The 18,187-nt window shown below is 46.4% G+C and carries 14 protein-coding genes and 2 pseudogenes; all 16 read right to left on the bottom strand.

The window, feature by feature from the left end:
• Positions 1–7 precede the first annotated feature (7 nt).
• The 16 genes and pseudogenes from araA to DXA13_RS13460 all read right to left on the bottom strand — a co-directional run bounded on the left by araA (position 8) and on the right by DXA13_RS13460 (position 18,118).
• Entirely contained in the window at positions 8–1,510 is a 1,503-nt protein-coding gene (araA, locus tag DXA13_RS13540) for an L-arabinose isomerase (protein ID WP_118245091.1), read from the bottom strand.
• A 61-nt stretch (positions 1,511–1,571) separates the two neighbouring features.
• Positions 1,572–2,669 carry a GntR family transcriptional regulator gene (locus DXA13_RS13535; protein ID WP_118245089.1) on the bottom strand — a complete coding sequence of 366 codons (1,098 nt, stop codon included), beginning with the start codon at positions 2,667–2,669 and terminating at the stop codon, positions 1,572–1,574.
• Between the two features lie 354 nt (positions 2,670–3,023).
• Positions 3,024–3,278, bottom strand: coding sequence for a hypothetical protein (locus DXA13_RS13530; RefSeq protein ID WP_118245087.1), 255 nt, complete (start codon positions 3,276–3,278; stop codon positions 3,024–3,026).
• A 5-nt stretch (positions 3,279–3,283) separates the two neighbouring features.
• Positions 3,284–4,015 carry a substrate-binding domain-containing protein gene (locus DXA13_RS13525; protein WP_181995676.1) on the bottom strand — a complete coding sequence of 244 codons (732 nt, stop codon included), beginning with the start codon at positions 4,013–4,015 and terminating at the stop codon, positions 3,284–3,286.
• Positions 3,997–4,398 (bottom strand): winged helix-turn-helix domain-containing protein, encoded by a 402-nt coding sequence (locus tag DXA13_RS13520; RefSeq protein WP_118245083.1) that lies wholly within the window; start codon positions 4,396–4,398, stop codon positions 3,997–3,999. Before DXA13_RS13520 ends, DXA13_RS13525 begins: the two co-directional genes overlap by 19 nt.
• Before the next feature lie 39 nt (positions 4,399–4,437).
• Positions 4,438–5,607, bottom strand: a complete 1,170-nt coding sequence (gene mmsB, locus DXA13_RS13515; RefSeq protein WP_118245081.1) for a multiple monosaccharide ABC transporter permease — start codon at positions 5,605–5,607, stop codon at positions 4,438–4,440.
• 2 nt (positions 5,608–5,609) lie between these two features.
• Positions 5,610–7,162 (bottom strand): annotated as a pseudogene (mmsA, locus tag DXA13_RS13510) (multiple monosaccharide ABC transporter ATP-binding protein).
• Between the two features lie 112 nt (positions 7,163–7,274).
• Complete coding sequence (gene chvE, locus DXA13_RS13505) at positions 7,275–8,459, bottom strand: multiple monosaccharide ABC transporter substrate-binding protein (RefSeq protein ID WP_207662174.1); 1,185 nt, start codon at positions 8,457–8,459, stop codon at positions 7,275–7,277.
• Between the two features lie 622 nt (positions 8,460–9,081).
• A complete protein-coding gene (locus DXA13_RS13495) occupies positions 9,082–9,474 on the bottom strand; it encodes a DUF3783 domain-containing protein (protein WP_118245077.1) in 393 nt (130 codons plus the stop codon).
• 16 nt (positions 9,475–9,490) lie between these two features.
• Entirely contained in the window at positions 9,491–10,888 is a 1,398-nt protein-coding gene (locus DXA13_RS13490; protein ID WP_118245075.1) for a solute carrier family 23 protein, read from the bottom strand.
• 46 nt (positions 10,889–10,934) lie between these two features.
• Positions 10,935–11,470 (bottom strand): annotated as a pseudogene (locus DXA13_RS13485) (shikimate kinase).
• Between the two features lie 34 nt (positions 11,471–11,504).
• Positions 11,505–12,149 (bottom strand): flavin reductase family protein, encoded by a 645-nt coding sequence (locus DXA13_RS13480; protein WP_347559863.1) that lies wholly within the window; start codon positions 12,147–12,149, stop codon positions 11,505–11,507.
• A 156-nt stretch (positions 12,150–12,305) separates the two neighbouring features.
• On the bottom strand, positions 12,306–13,736 hold the full coding sequence (locus tag DXA13_RS13475; RefSeq protein WP_118245146.1) for a cell wall-binding protein: 1,431 nt from the start codon (positions 13,734–13,736) through the stop codon (positions 12,306–12,308).
• A 151-nt stretch (positions 13,737–13,887) separates the two neighbouring features.
• A complete protein-coding gene (locus DXA13_RS13470) occupies positions 13,888–15,549 on the bottom strand; it encodes a putative manganese-dependent inorganic diphosphatase (protein WP_118245073.1) in 1,662 nt (553 codons plus the stop codon).
• 333 nt (positions 15,550–15,882) lie between these two features.
• Positions 15,883–16,833, bottom strand: a complete 951-nt coding sequence (locus tag DXA13_RS13465) for an ROK family glucokinase (RefSeq protein WP_118245071.1) — start codon at positions 16,831–16,833, stop codon at positions 15,883–15,885.
• A 13-nt stretch (positions 16,834–16,846) separates the two neighbouring features.
• Complete coding sequence (locus DXA13_RS13460) at positions 16,847–18,118, bottom strand: DUF5711 family protein (RefSeq protein ID WP_118245069.1); 1,272 nt, start codon at positions 18,116–18,118, stop codon at positions 16,847–16,849.
• Between the last annotated feature and the right edge of the window lie 69 nt (positions 18,119–18,187).

The raw sequence follows: 18,187 nt of genomic DNA, 5'->3' as shown, positions 1-18,187 counted from the left end.
GTTTCCTTTAATGAAATTTATAGTATACTTCGTTCCATTTCAGCTCGTTCTTAAACTGTCTGATCGTTGTATCCTTATCGATATATACAGCTTCAATACCCATTGCTGCGGCCCAGTCGCCCATCTGTTCTGCCGTCAGGTCGTAAGAGAACGCCGTATGATGTGCGCCGCCTGCAAGTATCCAGCTCTCCGCGCCTGTCTGCAGGTTCGGTTCCGGCGTCCAGAATGCACTTGCAACCGGAAGCTTCGGCATTGGTTTTTCGATCTTCTTGCAGTCCACATCATTGATGATCAGGCGGAATCTGTCGCCCAGATCGATCAGGGACGTCGCCACGCCGTGTCCCTCTTTGGAAGAGAATACAAGTCTGGCAGGATCTTCCCTGTCACCCATGCTAAGCGGGCAGACTTTAATGCCCACCTTGCCGTCCGCTATCGTCGGGCACACCTCCAGCATATGCGCCTGAAGAATGCCTTCCTTGCCCGGTACAAGGTTGTATGTATAATCTTCGAAGAAAGAAGTTCCCTTCGCGTCCTTGACACCTGCTGCCATGATTTTCATCAGTCGGACCATTGCTGCAGTCTTCCAGTCTCCTTCTGCGCCAAAGCCGTATCCCTTTTCCATCAGTCTCTGAATGGCAAGTCCCGGCAACTGCTTCAGCGCTCCCAGATCACCGAAGTGGGTAACGATCGCCTGGTAATTTCTCTCTTCCAGGAACTTCTCAAAACCAATTTCAATACCTGCCTGAACTTCCACATGCTTCTTAAACTCTTCCGGGTCACGTCCTTCCAGAATCATTTCATATTTATCGTAATACTCATCGACAAGCGCGTCAATATCCCCCTTGGAAACTGCATCGACATACTCCGCGATCTCATTGATCGGATATGCGTCAATTTCCCATCCGAACTTAATCTGTGCTTCTACCTTATCGCCTTCCGTAACAGCTACGTTTCTCATATTGTCTGCCACACGCATAACGCGAATGTGGCTGCTCTCCATTACGCCGACCGCCGTTCTCATCCAGGAAGCGATTCTTCCCTGAATTGCCTTGTCGTCCCAGTGGCCCACAATCACCTTTCTCTCAATCCCCATTCTTGTAACGATATGACCGTATTCTCTGTCACCATGGGCAGACTGGTTTTCATTCATAAAATCCATATCAATGGTGTCATAAGGGATTTCCTGATTGAACTGTGTGTGAAGGTGGAGCAGAGGCTTTCTGTACTCCTGGAGTCCGAGAATCCAGCTCTTTGCCGGTGAAAACGTATGCATCCAGGTAATCACGCCGGCGCACTCTTCCTCTGCATTTGCTTCATTGAACGTCTTTCTGATCAGCTCATTAGTGATCAACGTCGGTTTCCAAACCACTTCAAAAGGGAGCTCTCCGGACTTGTTTAACTCTTCCACCATAATTTTGGAATGTTCTGCAACCTTTTTCAGGCATTCATCTCCATATAAGTCCTGAGACCCCGTACAAAACCAAAACTTGTAATTCTTTCCTGTTTTCATTTTTGATATCCTCCTGTTCTTTATTTACCTTTCCTATATTTTAAAATTAAAATTTCCCTGATTATTTGCCGCGGCTTATGCAGGAACCTCTGATAATCAGTTCCGGCGCAATCAGCCTTGGAATCCTGCTGTTCTCTTCCGGTACATTTTTCAGTTTTTCCAGCAGGAGCTGGGCCGCCATCTCGCCCAGCTTTTCCTGGGGATGAGCAATCGTCGTAAGGCCGACGCCCCTTTCCTGACCAATCAGAGAATTATCATAGCCGGTCACCGATACATCTTCCGGCACCTTCATTCCCAGTTCAGACAGTGCATCCATCACTTGTATGGCAATCTGGTCGTTATAGCATACAACTCCATCCAGCTCTACTCCCTGTTCCGCCATTTTACCGATCATCACAGCCGGCTTTTTCTTCCTGTCTTCCGTGTGAAACCATACCACCATGTCCGGATTATATGGGAATCCGGCTTCCTGAAGAGCCTTCACATATCCTTTATGGCGTTCTTTTCCCTGGATATCGTCTGCCTTAAAAACCCCGGCAATATGGCGGTGCCCCAGCTCGATCAGATAATGAGTCACCATGTACGCTCCCTGGCAGTCGTCCATGACAATATGAGGTTTATCCGGCATTTGTTCATAACATCCCTGGATAAAGATATATGGGATTCCACTCTGCTCCATCCTTTGATACAGATCCGTGTGCCTGCACAGCAGCTGGCTCTTACTCGGTTCAATAATCACTCCGTCAATGCCCTTGGCAAGCAGAACATCAAGGGCCTCCGCCTCTTTTTTCCTGCTGTTCCCTGTATTTTTCAGAATAATCGTATAACCGTTTTCTGAAAATACCCGGTCCATTCCCTGTATCAGCCTGGGAAAAATATAGTCTGAGATATAGGTAGTGATTACTCCGATATTTTTCGTCTTCTTCATATGTATCAGACGGTCGGAACAAAATGTTCCCTTTCCATGAATCGCTTCAACATATCCGTCCCGTTCCAGGATTTCCAGGGCCCTTCGTACCGTATGACGGCTGACTCCGAACATTTCTACCAGTTTATTTTCAGACCATATACGGTCTCCCGGCTTTATGCTGCCTGAAAGAATTTCATTTCTCAGATATTCCGTCAAAACACTATATTTATTTCTTCCGGACTCATCCATCCGTTCATCCTCCTATGGCAAAGTCCTTCTTGTTCTTAAATTAATTTTACAACTTGTACGGTCATTTGTACAAGTTGTTTCTTGTTTTCTAGGAATGACCTTGTTATCGTAAAGTGATAAAGCGTATGATTTCCTAGAAAGCAAAAAACGCTCCGCTATGGATGCGCATTCGCACAAAAGGAATTATGTCGCTAATGCGATTGCATGCCCCGCTTTATCGGGTACCGCGCTCAGCGCGAGAGTTCCGCTTGCGGAACTCTTTGTTCGGATTCAGAAAAGGACAAATGCATAAATTGAATTGTGCAATTATGTGCATTTGTCCCTGATATTCCACGTACTTCTCTCACTGCTGGTTTATATGGAACCGTCCTCTTCATTCCTTCTGGAAAGATACAGTCTCCGTCCTGATACAACAACCAGCAGAGTTCCAACCACTCCGAACAGAACTGTACATGCTGCTGTCAGTATGCTGAGAGGCGCTGTTCCCTGCAGCATCTCTTTGACCAGGCCATATGCCATATATACCAGATATGCTCCTATTACCAGCCGGAACATATAGGAACTGTTATTTCCTCTCTGTTTCTTCTCCTGTGCGTCTCCCTGCTGCATTCTGTTCAGACTCCTTCCTTTTCCATGAGTTCCTCGTCTTCGCCAAGGTTCTTGACGGAATCCCTTATGCAGAGGTTTGCCGGAAACTCATAATTTGCATTAAAATCCGGGGTATTAATCAATTTTATTAAATTCAGTGCCGCTTTTTTTCCCAGTTCTTCCATGGGATGTACAACGGATGTCAAAGGCACCTCGCAAAGGCCTGCAACTTCCGAATTATCAATACTTGCAATCGACAGATCCCCCGGAATCGTGATTCCGTGGCGGGCACAGATGATTTCCAGATTATACGCGACCTCATCGTTGTATGTAACACATGCCGTACAGCCCCGAAGCCTTCTCAGGATTCTCTTTTCGTCCTTGAGCATGGTTCTCTGGTCATCCGTGTCAATCCATATAATATTCTCTTCCTTTAAAGGTATTTTCCGTTCCATGAGGGCGGCCTGGTATCCTTTATACCGGAGGCGCCCCTGCCCGTCGTCAGATTTGAAGATTCCGCCGATCAGCTCATGGCCGTGGTCCAGCAGATAGGACGCCGCGATGTATCCTGCGTTTTCATCATCCAGGCACACGTGGGGGACGGGTATCTCCGGATAGTAACTGTTGAAAAACAGCATAGGCAGCTTCCTGTCAACGATTTGCTGGTAGAGATCCAGATTCGGATTGGGCAGACCGCTCTTTGTAGGTTCAATAATCAGCCCGACCGCCTCATTTTCCCTCAGGATTCGCTTGAGCACACTCCGCTCTTTTTCCATCTTATTGTGAGTGAAGCAGATCTGCGCCCCATATCCCTGTTCCCGAGGATATTTTCCATCCCTTCAATAATATCAGGAAAAATATAGGCGTTCAGATACGTACTTACGATAATTACATTGCCTTTCCCGCCTTTTTGCGGCCTCACTTCCCGGATCGCTATGTAATTTCCGCTTCCCTGGCGGCATTCCACTGCGCCTTCCTGTTCCAGTACGCTCAGAGCATGCCTTACCGTCTGCCTGCTCACCTTAAATGCGGCGCTCATTTCATGCTCTGTCATCAGCTTATCCCCAGGCTTCAGCTCTCCGTTATCCATTTTAATCCTTATCCAGTTAATCAGTTGTTGATATTTAGGAGCACCTTCCATCTCTCTATCCCCTTCTGCTGCAGTATTCTGTCTCCTATTTTACCCTTTCTTTCTCTGAGATACAATATCAAATGTTACGGCGCCAAGCAGAACGGCACCTTTTACGACCTTCTGAATATAAGAGTCAAGGCCGATCAGTGACATACCATTATTCAGGATACCCATAACGAGTGCTCCGACTACCGCTCCGATAATCGTTCCCACGCCGCCGGCTGCTGCCGCGCCGCCGATATAACAGGAAGCGATTGCATCCAGCTCGAATCCGTCACCAGCTTTCGGTGTTGCAGAACCGTTACGTGCAGAAAGCACAATGCCTGCCAGTGCTGATAAGAGCCCCATGTTGCAGTATACCCAGAAGAATACCTTCCTCGTGTTGATACCGGAAAGGCGCGCTGCCTTTGCGTTGCCGCCGAGAGCGTAAATCTGGCGTCCTGCAACTGTTTTGCTTGTAATAAAATGGTAAACGCCTACGAGAACTCCCATCAGTACGAGCACAACCGGGATACCGTTATTTCTTGCCAGTTTATAAAAGAAGAACATAATTACGAAGACGATTACGCCCTCTTTCACAACCAGCTGCCAAACAGGGTTGGTAGCAAAATCATAGCTTTTTTTCGTCTTATAATCCTTCAGCTCCGCAAGTACCAGAAGTACACATGCGATAACTGCTACTGCAATCGTCACGATATCAAGCGTACCGTTTGCAAAAGGTATCTTTACAGTCGGTACAAAGCCGACTCCGATAAAGTTATAATCCGTCGGTGTAGGCCCCTTTGTCTGAGCCTTCAGCATGGAATATGTAAGTCCGCGTCCCATAAGCATGGTAGCCAGAGTAACAACGAACGGCGGTATATCGAGAAACGCGATAAAGAATCCTACAAAAGCACCACTGAGCGCACCAACCGCAAGAGCAACGATAAATGCAAGAAGAAACGGCATATTCTTGTCAACGACCAGCATAGCTGCAACAGCGCCGCAGAGTGCTACGATTGATCCGACGCCCAGGTCGATATTACCGGTCAATACGCATAAGAGCATGCCGACCGCCAGGATCACGATGTATCCGTTCTGCATTACAAGGTTATTGATGTTTGTAGGAGAAGCATTTTTCCCCCCTGATAAGATATAGAAGAGTACAAAAATCGCAATCAGGGCAATTACCATGCCGTATTGCTTCAGATCAATATTAACTGTCTTTTTACTGTTCATCACTATTCCCCTTTCGTGCCGTTGCTCTGCATAATACATTTCATGATATTCACCTGTGTCAGTTCAGACTTGTTCAGCTCGCCGGCCAGCTTCCTTCATTTAAAATATAGGCCCTGTCGCATGTACCGATAACTTCCGGCATTTCCGATGAAATAACGATTACCGCTTTTCCTGCCTTTGCCAGATCATTGATTGCACAGTAAATCTCATACTTGGCGCCTACGTCAATTCCTCTCGTGGGTTCATCCAGAATCAGAACATCCGGCTGAGTGAGCATCCATTTTGCCAGCACCACCTTCTGCTGGTTTCCGCCCGAAAGTGATCCTACCGCCTGGTTGATGGAATTGGCCTTTATATTAATCAGCTTTTTATATTTTTCAGCTTCAACGATCTCTTCATTGCTGTTAACGACCTGATTTTTAGAAAAATAAGTTCTCAGAGCCGCCATGGTCATGTTGTGCTTAATATCATCCATCAGGACAAGCCCATAGGTCTTTCTGTCCTCAGATGTATAAGCAATCTTGTTGTCAATCGCATCCTTTACCGAATGGATGGTGACCGGTTTTCCGTGCATTTTGATTTCTCCGGAAATCTTCTGTCCATAAGACCTTCCAAAAAGACTCATGGCAAATTCCGTTCGTCCCGCTCCCATGAGGCCGGCAAGGCCGACAACCTCTCCCGCTCTGACCTTAATGGAAATATTTTTCAGCACCTGACGGCTGGAATCTTCCGGGTGATAAACGTTCCAGTCGTTTACCTCCAGAATGACTTCACCAATCTTACAGTCCTTCCGCTCCGGATAACGATTGGTGAGTTCTCGTCCTACCATACCTTTAATAATTCTGTCTTCCGTAAATTCATCCTTGCCCTTTGTCAGAGTCTCAATCGTTTTTCCATCACGGATTACGGTGATGGAATCCGAAACGTAGCTGATCTCATTGAGCTTGTGAGAAATAATGATACAGGTAATTCCCTGTTTTTTCAGATTCAGCATGATTTCCAGGAGCTGTGCGCTCTCTTCATCATTCAGGGCAGCCGTAGGTTCATCCAGAATCAGAAGGTCCACCTTCTTGGCAAGAGCTTTTGCAATTTCCACCAGCTGCTGTTTGCCTACGCCCAGGCTGCTGACCGGAGCCATCACGTCCTCTTCTTCAAGTCCTACCTTAGCCAGCATTTCTTTTGCTCTTTTACGTGTCTCCGTCCAGTTGATTACGCCCTTCATGGATACCTGTTCATTGCCCAGGAACATATTTTCGGCAATGGACAGATATGGACTCAGCGCCAGTTCCTGATGGATAATTACAATTCCCTTTTCCTCACTGTTCTTTATATTGTGAAATTTACAGATCGTTCCGTTATACTTAATATCGCCTGAATATGTTCCGTATGGATAAACGCCGGAAAGGACATTCATCAGCGTGGATTTTCCCGCTCCGTTTTCGCCGCAGAGCGCATGGATTTCTCCTCTCTCCACTTTCAGGTTTACATCATCCAGGGCTTTGACTCCTGAAAATTCCTTCGTGATATGGTTCATTTCCAATATGATATCAGACATTCTTTTAAGCCCCTCTTTCCTGTGAATCCTTACCCAGATTCTTATCTGAGCCGTCTTATCCTAAAATCGGGCGGCGGCCGTTTGCCGCTGCCCGAACTTTAATGAAATACCTTTACTGGCCGATTTCTTCTGGTGTATAGTATCCGCTGTCAACAATTTCTTTCTGGTAGTTGTCTTTATCAACTGCAATTGGTGTGCACAGATATGTAGGAACAACCAGCTTGCCATTGTTGTACTGTTCTGTATCGTTGATTTCCGGTTCTGTTCCCATCAGCACTGCGTCAACCATGGTTGCACACTTGTCTGCAAGAAGTCTTGTGTCTTTGTAGATTGTCATTGTCTGAGAACCTGCAATGATGTTTTTAACTGCCATAGCGTCTGCATCCTGACCGGAAATCAGAGGCCAGTCTTCGCCAACCTTGTAGCCTGCGCCCTCTAATGCTGCCTTAATGCCGTATGCGAAACCGTCGTATGCGCTGCATGCGATATCAAGCTTGTCATCTGCATAGAATCCTGACAGATAGTTCTCACACCACTGCTGAGCCGTTTCCTGAGACCATCTTAAAATACATGTATCTTCGAAGGATGTTCTTCCTGTCTTACATACGAGTGTTCCGTCATCCAGATATGGCTGAAGAACTTCCATAATGCCGTTGTATAAGAATAAAGCGTTGTTGTCGTCAGGAGATCCCATGAAGAACTCAATTGTATAGGATTTTCCTTCAGCCTTTGCATTCTTTAAATCTTTCTTTTCTTCAATATACTTTGCGATCGTAGTGCCTACGCCTTTGTTGTCAAAGGTTGCATAATAAGAAACAGCGTCTGTATCCATAAGAAGTCTGTCGTATGCGATAACCGGAATGTTCTTCTCTTTTGCGGAAGCAAGCACGTTTACAAGTGCTCCTGAGTCGATTGCTGCTACTACCAGACAGTCAACACCACTTGCGATCAGGTTTTCAATCTGAGATACCTGCATCTGAACATCATCTTCTGCATACTGAAGTTCAACCTTATATCCTTTGTCCTCCAGGAGCTTCTTCATGTTATTGCCGTCGTTAATCCAGCGTTCTGCTGACTGTGTAGGCATTGCAACGCCAACCGTCTTGCCTTCCCCTGTTGTTTCGCCTGCTGCTTCAGCTGCTGCCTCTGCCGCTTCTGTAGCTCCGTCCTTTGCTGCCTCTGTTTTAGCAGCGTCTGTCTTTGCTGCTTCCGTATTGCTTGCAGTGCTGGAACCTCCACATGCAGTCATGGATACTGCCATTGCCATTGCGAGCAGTAAGCTCAATCCTTTTTTCATATTAATAAATCCTCCTTTTATTTTATTTGTACTTATTTTTAAGTACAATTTTTCACATTTTCCGCAATTTGTACAATATGTAAATTTGCATTTTTGATGATGCCCAACTGGAAATCATCGACAGGATTCGTCATTTCTTATTTATTTCTATTTGTTTTTGCATATCTCATGTTTAAAATATACAACTTGTCCGTTTGTAGTGTCAACAACTCTTGCGTACATTTTTTGGCTTTGGAAAATATGTACGTACCTATTTAGTTTTTAGTTGCATTTAGCACACTATTTTTATGCAATTTATACAAACGCAGATATTCCGTTTCTTTTTTTATCCTTTAACTTGTACCCTAAATTCCTGTTTTTTAAGTTAAGCTCAGATGTTTTCCATACATCTGTACGCAATATTTGTATTTGTATGGACATGTGTTGAGCAAAAGCCTGACAGAAAAGAGCTTTCCAGAAAAGCAAAAAAAGAGTATCGCCGAGGAAAATCATTCCTCTCGATATCCGTGAATGGTCTGACTTCTGTCTGTAATCCACTCTGATATCGGAAGTATATCTGACTTTCCTGTTGCAACACTCTTCTTAAAACATTCATATTCTGTTTGACAGCCGGCCTGCGGGATTATGCATTCCCCTTTCCGGTCATCTTTTCATGCTCTTCTTTAATCTCTTCATAAAGATGGTAGAAAGTCCAGCCTGCATTGCTCTCGGTCAGGACGGCTTTCAGTTCAATTTTAGACAGGCCGGCTTTCCTTACGGCCAGGAGAAGCTCGTCGATCCTGCTGCTGGTAAAATCCTTCATGACCATCATCTCTTCCGGTATCGGCAAAAGGTCTCCTGTATTTTCTGCCGGACCGTATCCGGACAGACCAGCCAGATACCCTACGGTTTCACCTGTTTCATCCTGGCTTATATTTTTAATTCTCAGTCCCAGCCTTACAAAAACTCCTTTTAATCTTGCAGTCCTCTCCGTCTTTTCCGGAGCATAGTAAAGAACCGTTTCTCTTGCTTTCATGTTATTCCTCCTTGATTTATTCATTCTCCTCTTTCGGAAGAAGGAGGTTTAGAATAATGGCAACGAGCGCTGCCGGCACAATTCCGGAACCGCCGAAAATCAGCTGGACCGGCTGTGGAAGGTGAACCAGAACTCCGCTGTTGGCGCCGATTCCGTATCCCAGGCCAAGGGCAACTGAAATGATGGTAATGCTCCTGGCTGTAACAGGATTCTTCGTGATAAGCTGAATCCCGCTCACCACGATAGAAGAGAACATCATAACAGCTGCTCCGCCCAGCACGCTCTGGGGCATGATGGAAACGACAGCCGCCAATTTGGGAAACAGTCCGCAGAAGATCAGGAACACTGCCCCTGCCGCCAGAGCCGTACGGTTGACTACTTTTGTCATCGTTACAAGCCCTACATTCTGACTGAATGAAGTATTCGGAAGAACGCCGAAGACTGCCGCGATCGAAGAGCCAAGTCCATCGCATATCACGCCTCCGGAAAGTTCCGTGTCGGTAGCTTCTCTTCCCATACCGCCTTCTGTCACACCCGATATATCGCCGACCGTTTCGACAGCCGTAACAACAAACATGATCATTACGGGAATGATCGCTCTCAGATCAAAAACAATCGGGACGGGAACAATCTTAGGAATCGCAAACCAGTCGGCCTTAGCCACCTTGTCCCAATTCAGCACCCATGCTTTTGTATATTCCACACCTTCTGCCGTTATGCCTGTGGTCGGCAGAACAGCCGCCATCACTGCCGCCGCAATGTATCCTACAATAATTCCAATCAAAATAGAAGAATAGCTGGTTATGCCTTTTGTTCCATGCTTCAATGCGATAATAACGACCAGCACGAGACAGCCCAGCAACAGATTCTCCATTGATCCAAAATCAGCAGCGCCGCTTCCTCCTCCGAAGGAATTGATGCCAACGCCGATCAGGGACAAACCAATGGACAACACTACCGTTCCCGTCACAACAGCCGGGAAAAAACGGCGCAGAGGCTTTAAAAATATACCCAGAACTCCTTCAAATATACCTCCCAGAATCGAAGCGCCCATCATCGCTCCATAAGCCATGACACCGCCTCCCATAGCGCTGGCCACGCTGCTGAAAACGCCGATAAAGCCGGAACTCGTTCCCATGATAATCGGTACTTTTCCGCCCATAGGGCCGATTCCGAAAAGCTGTATCAACGTAACCGCGCCTGCGATCCACATGGCATTCTGAAGCAGCGCCACCTGCAGGTCCGCCAGATCGCTGCCTCCTGTAATACCGCACGCTCCTGTGATAATTAAAAGCGGGGTGAGATTTCCTACAAACATAGCGAGTACGTGCTGAAGTCCGAGGGGAACCGCCTGTGCCATAGGTATTCTGCCCTCAAAGTCATAAGGGGTCACATATGTTTTTTTCCTGTTCATTTCCTGTTGTCTCCTTTGTATTCTACTTTTTCTCCCCCCGTCTCTCTTACAAGACTTCGTATTCACCCCATATCTCAAACTGTTCCTTCAATATCACGCACAGTTCGTCAACCGTCTCTCCCGGCGTCATGCCTGCTTCATCTATGGTAATATCCGCATATTTTTCATAATACGGCACTCTTTCATTATAAAGATCACGGATTGTCCATCCTTCTTTCAGCGTCACCCCCCTGTTCACTGCATCGCCGATCCTCATCTCTATTTCATCACAGTCCAGCTTCAGGTATACGACAACACCGATCTCTTTTAAATGTTCCATAGCCTTGGGGCCGTATATGACGCTTCCTCCCGGCGCGATTACAGAGTGTTCTACCTGAAGACCTGCATTCGCCCTTTCCTCGATCTTCCAGAATCCTTCAATTCCGTTTTCATCAATCAGCTCTTTTAAAAGCTTTTTCTCCTGTTCCTGATGACGATATCCACGTCTACAAAAGAATATCCCAGTCTTTTTGCAAGAAGAACTCCAACCGTGCTCTTTCCGGATGCCGGCATTCCGATTAATGTAATATTATTTTTCTTCATCTTACGTCTCCGCCACATATTATTTTATTATATATTATCTCTTCTTCGTATAGTTTCTCTTAGTCTCCGTCCTCTTACTGCTGCCCTTCTTCACTGAAAATCCAAAGGTTCCCAGGGTTTTTCCTAATTCTGTGTACTCTCCGTGGGAATACGCCATTAGTCCGGCCTTTTTCAAATCAAATCTGCCTTTCCCGTCCAAATACCGGCTGTCAACCGTCACTGCAACGACTTTTGCCAGGAACATATGATGAGAACCAAGTTCCTTGACTTCCGTAACCTTGCATTCAATATTCACGGGGCATTCTTCAATAATCGGCGCGGAAATCTTCTTTGCTTTCCCCGGCGTCAGCTTCATTTCCTTCCATTTGTCCACATCTCGTCCGGAACGGACTCCGCAGTAATCCGTAGCCGCCGCCAAATCCTTAGTCGTCAGATTGATTACAAATTCCTTCGTTTCACGGATCATATGGTAAGAATACCGCTCCGGTCTGACAGAAATATATGCCATAGGCGGGTCAGAACAGACAGTCCCCGTCCAGGCAACTGTCAGAATATTTTTATTTCCTTCCCTGTCGGCTACGCTCACCATTACTGCCGGCACAGGATAGACCATATTTCCTGGTTTCCACAAGACCTTCTGCATTGTTATGTCGTTTTTACTCTTGTTTCTATTATCCATACAGCCTCCCTCTAACTTTGACTTACACTGTATGATATCAAAAAATAAAGATGTTGTATACCCTCAATCTGAAAAAGGGACAGCAAAAAAGAGACGGAACGCACCGCCTTTTTCTTTGGCAGCACCTTCAGCCTCTTTTCTTCCCCGGCGTGCGATTTACTGTTTTTCCTCATCCTGATAGATGATAACGCCGCTTTTATCCGTACTGTAATAGACGTCATCTGCATCTTTTACATTTTTCTTGTTTTTAATGATCTTTCCGGAGGTATTAATCAGATAATTCTTTCCCTGGTATTCAACCGCCTCATATTTCGTTCCTTCTTCTGCTTCCAGCCTTCTTCCCTGTATATAAATGGAATCCTTATCAATTCCGTTAATCCCCGCGCCCTTACGGCTACCCGATTTTTTGAAATTAAAATTATATTTTTCTCCGTCTAATTCAATGGAACATGTTCCTGTCTTCATGACTCCCTCTTTCGGAGATGTGCCAAAATAGTAGACTTCCGTATCTTCGTCATCCCCGTCCGGAAGATCGTCAAAGGTCTCGATCTCTTCAGCGAAAATAATCTCACTGCCTTTTTCATCAAAGACAATTTTATAAAGTCCAGACAGCATCTCTCCATTTACATCAAAGCCGTATTTATGCCCGCTGATGGACTTAATCTGGGCCGTAACCAGCTCACCATCCGATTTTGCATAGAACCAGTATTCCTCATCATCATCGTAAGCTTCTTTGTCCACGTCTTCTCCCGGAACGGTTCTGAACCATCCGGTAGAAAGCCAGCGCTGTTCTTCCCGGCTGTAATATTTATTTTCCGATGAAGTCGCTTCTCCCGGAGTTGCCAGCCTATTGTACCATGCAAATACAGCGGCTCCGTTTTCGTCAAATCTGTACTTTCTTCCATTTATTGTTTTACTCTTGGCGTCCTTAACCTTTTTGCCGGAGGTGTTAAAGTAAAACCAGTCTCCGTCGCCTTCTTTATCAGGGTTTTCTTCATCATCCTCTGTCTCCAGATACTTCCACCCTGTCGTCATGCGGCCGTTTCCATTTTCCTGACAGTAATATACGCCTTCTTTCCACGCGTCATCATCTGTCAGCATTTCTCCGTCCTCGCTGATCCAGCCATAAAGCATATGGCCTTCTTCATCAAACGTAAATTTTGCAGAACCGGATGCCGTAGGGAGAGTCGTGAACTTCACACGGCTGGAATCGTCCGACTTTTTCACAGCCTTTCCGTTTCCCTGAAAGTAATACCACCAAACGTCCGGCTCATCCCCGCCTCCGTCTTCGTTATCGACCTCTCTCCATTGGGCGGTACTCATAACGCCGTCGCCGTTAAAGTAGTAGTAGTTTTCATTATACTCAACGACTTCATCTCTCGCCATATATCCGTCGTCTCCCAGATAATACCAGTAATTTCCCGATTTTTTCAGCTGGTCCGTCACTTTCTCCCCATGAGAGCCCATGTAAACCCATTCGCCGTTATCCTCCTGCCAGCCGGTCGCTGCAAGAGCAGTAAACGCCGTGCCTGCAGTCAGCGCCATAGCCGCAAAGGGAATCAACGCTTTTTTTGATAATTTCTTCATAACTTCATCCTTTCTCATGCAATTTCTGCTGATGAGCAAAGGATAAACCCTGGAGCGAGTCCAGGGTCAACAGAAGTTATGAAGATGTAATATTATTGTATTGTCCGTAAAAAAATTGTAAATTTAAATTTTCAATCCGTAAGCATTCGCTCTATCCCTGCAAAGCCATCATAATAACGGGAATCAACTGCTTCTTTCTGGATACCACATTGTCGAGATGAACTTCCTGATCCTTTCTCTTATCGGAATCAATATGGAAAGCCGCCGCCACCATCTGCTCCGCTCCCTGTCCTGCACAGAGCAGGTCTGTCGATTCCGTCAGGATGTTTGTAAGCATGAAAAACAGCATATCAATCTCCTGTTCCTTCTGCTTTACCTGGATATAGGGGAGCAGCTTTTCCTTCAGAGATTCCAGCTCCTCTGCATTGACAGAGCTGATCTGCCCCACGCCGAAAGCCGTTTTGCCTGCGGCAAAACGCTTATAATCCTGGTAGAATACTTCTTCCGCCGTCTTGCCTTTCAGGTTGCTTCCTGCGGCGAACATCTCACTGGCGTATTTTTCAATCTCAATTTCTGCTATGCCGGCCAGCTCCATCGCAGCCGCTTTATCCACCGGCGTACAGGTCGGAGAACGGAATAAAAGCGTATCAGAAATGATTGCGCTGCAGAGAAGGCCTGCCGTCTCTTTTTTGATTTCAACTCCGGCTTCCCTGTACATCTGGTATACGATTGTAGCCGTACATCCAAGAGGCTGGTTGCGGAAGAAAACAGGAGCGATCGTTTCTACGGTTCCCAGCTTATGATGATCAATGATCTCCATAATCTCAGCGCCCTCCACCCCTTCTACCGCCTGATTTTTCTCGTTGTGGTCAACCAGGATTACCTGCTTTCCACGGGCGCCGAGCAGATTCCTTCGGGAAATCATTCCATAATATTTCCCGTCTTTATCCAGGATCGGAAAATCCCTGTGGCGCTTGCTGGCCATCACATCCCGGATATCTTCAATATAATCGTCCCGTTCAAAGGTGATCAGATTTTCTGTCTTCATAAAATAGCTGATAGGCATGCTCTGATTAATCAGTCGGGCCGCCGTATATGCGTCGTACGGGGTTGTCATAACCTTGCAGCCTCTTTCCTGGGCCAGCTTTTTAATCGTCATGGAAACGGCTGCTCCTTCACATACGATAATACAGGCTGCTTCCATCTCGATGGCGCACAGCTGAGATTCATAGCGGTTTCCAAGAATTACAAGGTCGTGAGGCTGGATATAATATTCCATCATATCCGGATTAGCAGCTGCGATCAGGACCTTTCCGCTGTCGAAATACTCCCTTTCATCTCCGATCAGCATCAGTCCTTCCAACGTTTCAATAATATTCGAATACTGGGTGTTCGCCTTTGACAGGATACTGCTGTCATAGACGTTCATATAGGATCTTGTGATATCACCGACCGTAATCAATCCTTCCAGAATACCGTCTCCTGTCACTACAGGAAGTGTCACCACTCCGGCTTTCTGCATGTAATTCCACGCTTTTTTGAGGGAAATATTCCTTGCTACTCCTTCAGTCTCCCTGATTTCGATATCCTTCACCTGCGTTTTCACATTCTCGATCAGAACAGGCTCTTTGGCACCGAAATAATTCAATACAAATTTTGTTTCTTCATTCACCTGCCCTGCTCTCCCAGGCTGGTACAGTCCGCCGGTCGCTGCCCGTTTCAGACCTGCATAACAGATAGCAGAACAAATTGAATCCGTATCGGGATTCTTATGTCCGATTACAATTGTTTTCCTTTGCCTTTTCTCTGCCATGTTACCTCCTCATCCGTTAAATGTTTCATATTCTATTTACAGTTCGTTCACATTTTATTCATATCTGTTTTTTATACTATTTGCATAGAAACAAATAATTTCAAACAGGTTATATGGTCAAAATGCACATAGATTTTTCATAATTGCCCCGGTTCGTTTACGAATCGGGGTCTCCTCGTTTTATCCACTGCAAACATTATTTCACTGATACATACTTTAAACTATCCCGCAAAAAAATGCAAGGAGGATATTGCACAGACATCTCAAATGTCTGCCCGATATCCTCCTTAAAATGTCCTGAAAACGGCCTGGTCCCGCGTTCAGAAGCGTCCGCTAGATGTTCGTAACGATCAGTCGTGCAGCGCCGTAGATGCCTGCATCATTTCCAAGTTCAGCAAGACCGATGCTGGCCTTGTGCTTCGTTATCGGCGTATAGAAATCAAAATATTTCCATATTCTGTCGATCAGAAACTGACCTGCCTTCGATACTCCGCCCCCAATTACAAAACGTTCCGGGTCTATGGTCATAGCTACCTGTGCCAGTACGAGCCCCAGATACCGGCAGGAAGTTTCCACTACTTCATCTGCCAGTTTGTCGCCCTCTTTTGCGGCGTCCAGCACGTCTTTCGCCGTTACATTATCCCCGAATTTACGCAGGACAGACGGCAAATCGCTTTTTTTCATCATTCTTCTCGCTTCTCTTGCAATGCCTGTGGCCGAAGCGACCTGTTCCAGACAGCCGACTCCGCCGCAGTTGCACTGCTCCGTCTCTTCGTCGCGCACATGAATATGGCCGATCTCTCCCGCTGTTCCGTGCCTGCCTGCAACGATCTGTTCGTTCAGAATTACGCCGCCTCCGACGCCTGTTCCAAGAGTCACTGCCACCAGATCCCTGTATCCTCTTCCTCCGCCCTGCCACATCTCTCCCAGAGCAGCCACATTGGCATCATTTCCTGAACGCACAAAAAGACCGTCAAGCAGACTGCTGAGTTCCTTTTCAGGGTTCCTGTCATGCCAGCCGATATTTACACATACCTCTACATATCCGTCCGGAAGAACCGGTCCCGGATATCCCATCCCGGCTCCGGCCAGATCATCGTTCGTCAGACCTTTTTCCTTCATTTTCGCTTTGATAGAATCAGCAATATCGGGAAGGATTCTGTCTCCTCCATTTTCCTTCCTCGTAGGGATCTCCCACTTTTCAAGCAGCGTTCCGTCCGTGCTGAACAGACCGAGTTTCACGCTCGTCCCCCCAATATCGATTCCAATGCATTTCTTTTCCATAGTACATTCTCTCCTATTTTAATTTTATCTCTTTCATCGTCTGCTGCCCCGTGACGATCAGGGTATCAGGAAATCTTCCCTTTACTATAATATCCGGTTCTACATCCAGCTCTCCCGAATATTTCTCCACTCCATGCATATTATAAATCCTGCAGGAACTGTCGTCATAGAGAATCACGCTGTCGCCTGATATCTGGACATCCTGATACTGGTAATCAAATTCTTTGCTGAATACGAGACTGCCGTTCAGATGGTAAACATCCATTCTGTATGCATCAGGGCCCGCCGTGTTTTGTACGATCACGCCCGCATATTCATCCGAATAAAAAATGCTCTCAACTGTTTCTTTAATTTCGATCTGTTTCTCCAGAGATACACTGGCCAGATTTCTGGTTGAAAAGAAGGTCACGCTGTCGTCCGCAAAGGCAACTGCCGCTTCCTCGCTGGGATAAATCACTCTGGCTACCAGGCTCCCCTCAAACTCTTCGTCAAATCCGCCTACAATGTGGTTTTCGTTCTTGCCAATCTCAGAGAAATCATAAATCACGACTCTCTGCGCCATTTCCCCCTGCGAAAGATGTATGAAGGAAACGATCAGCTGTGTACCGTCGGGCGAAATCCCGATGTCCACCGGATAACCGTCACCGGCCAGCACCGATTTAATCATCAGCTTCATCGCGCTTCCATCCTTTTTATAATACTGGATATAGCTGGCTCTGGCATCCTCCAGTATGGCAGCTGTCAGACCGTTTTGTGCCACTGCCACCTTCACAATGGGCAACACAGTAGAAGCTGTTCCCTGACAGCCTTCTTTATTACAGATATAAATCGTATTGCCCTGCTGGTCGGCAATTACCGCATAATCTCCGTTCACGGAGACAATCGGCGCCTTCATCTCATAGCTCTGCATCCAAATGGTCTTTCCCTCACTGTTGATGTAGGAAGCGCCATCCTTCGTATATTTCAATACGTTGCCGCCAAACGCCGCATACTCGGCAGCCCCGCCCTCGCTTACGGAATTCTCCCATACCGTTTTATACTCGGTAAACTGATGGAAGATCAGATACTGATAAATTCCGAAGCCCGCGCCTGCTGCCAACAGGAGAAACACAAATAAAACAGTAAGACGACGGCGCAGCACCCTTCTATGGGCTTTGCGTACAATCTCCTCACTATTTTCACCGGATGCCTGCCGGCGTACCCGTTCTCCGCTGTCTGCGGAAATCATCTGTCTGCGCAGCTGTTTCTTTTTACTCTCTCTGCTCATGGAGCTCATATCACTCATCTCTGCATTTCTCCCCATGCTGTATATATGTCAGTATACAACATTCTGACCGGAAACGCATTCTTTTTT

This window comes from Clostridium sp. AM58-1XD (assembly GCF_003464085.1).
GTDB lineage: Bacteria > Bacillota > Clostridia > Lachnospirales > Lachnospiraceae > Lachnoclostridium_A.
The sequence above is the reverse complement of the archived record's forward strand: the minus strand, read 5'-3'. Positions and strand labels throughout refer to the sequence as shown.

What these genes read in the sequence shown, in the direction of transcription:
- DXA13_RS13490 (WP_118245075.1), bottom strand. Translation starts at nt 10,888, where the DNA reads ATGAACAGGAAAAAAACATATGTGACCCCTTATGACTTTGAGGGCAGA.
- DXA13_RS13465 (WP_118245071.1), bottom strand. Translation starts at nt 16,833, where the DNA reads ATGGAAAAGAAATGCATTGGAATCGATATTGGGGGGACGAGCGTGAAA.
- chvE (WP_207662174.1), bottom strand. Translation starts at nt 8,459, where the DNA reads ATGAAAAAAGGATTGAGCTTACTGCTCGCAATGGCAATGGCAGTATCC.
- DXA13_RS13520 (WP_118245083.1), bottom strand. Translation starts at nt 4,398, where the DNA reads ATGGAAGGTGCTCCTAAATATCAACAACTGATTAACTGGATAAGGATT.
- DXA13_RS13530 (WP_118245087.1), bottom strand. Translation starts at nt 3,278, where the DNA reads ATGCAGCAGGGAGACGCACAGGAGAAGAAACAGAGAGGAAATAACAGT.
- araA (WP_118245091.1), bottom strand. Translation starts at nt 1,510, where the DNA reads ATGAAAACAGGAAAGAATTACAAGTTTTGGTTTTGTACGGGGTCTCAG.
- DXA13_RS13495 (WP_118245077.1), bottom strand. Translation starts at nt 9,474, where the DNA reads ATGAAAGCAAGAGAAACGGTTCTTTACTATGCTCCGGAAAAGACGGAG.
- DXA13_RS13460 (WP_118245069.1), bottom strand. Translation starts at nt 18,118, where the DNA reads ATGAGTGATATGAGCTCCATGAGCAGAGAGAGTAAAAAGAAACAGCTG.
- DXA13_RS13470 (WP_118245073.1), bottom strand. Translation starts at nt 15,549, where the DNA reads ATGGCAGAGAAAAGGCAAAGGAAAACAATTGTAATCGGACATAAGAAT.
- DXA13_RS13475 (WP_118245146.1), bottom strand. Translation starts at nt 13,736, where the DNA reads ATGAAGAAATTATCAAAAAAAGCGTTGATTCCCTTTGCGGCTATGGCG.
- mmsB (WP_118245081.1), bottom strand. Translation starts at nt 5,607, where the DNA reads ATGAACAGTAAAAAGACAGTTAATATTGATCTGAAGCAATACGGCATG.
- DXA13_RS13480 (WP_347559863.1), bottom strand. Translation starts at nt 12,149, where the DNA reads ATGGATAATAGAAACAAGAGTAAAAACGACATAACAATGCAGAAGGTC.
- DXA13_RS13535 (WP_118245089.1), bottom strand. Translation starts at nt 2,669, where the DNA reads ATGGATGAGTCCGGAAGAAATAAATATAGTGTTTTGACGGAATATCTG.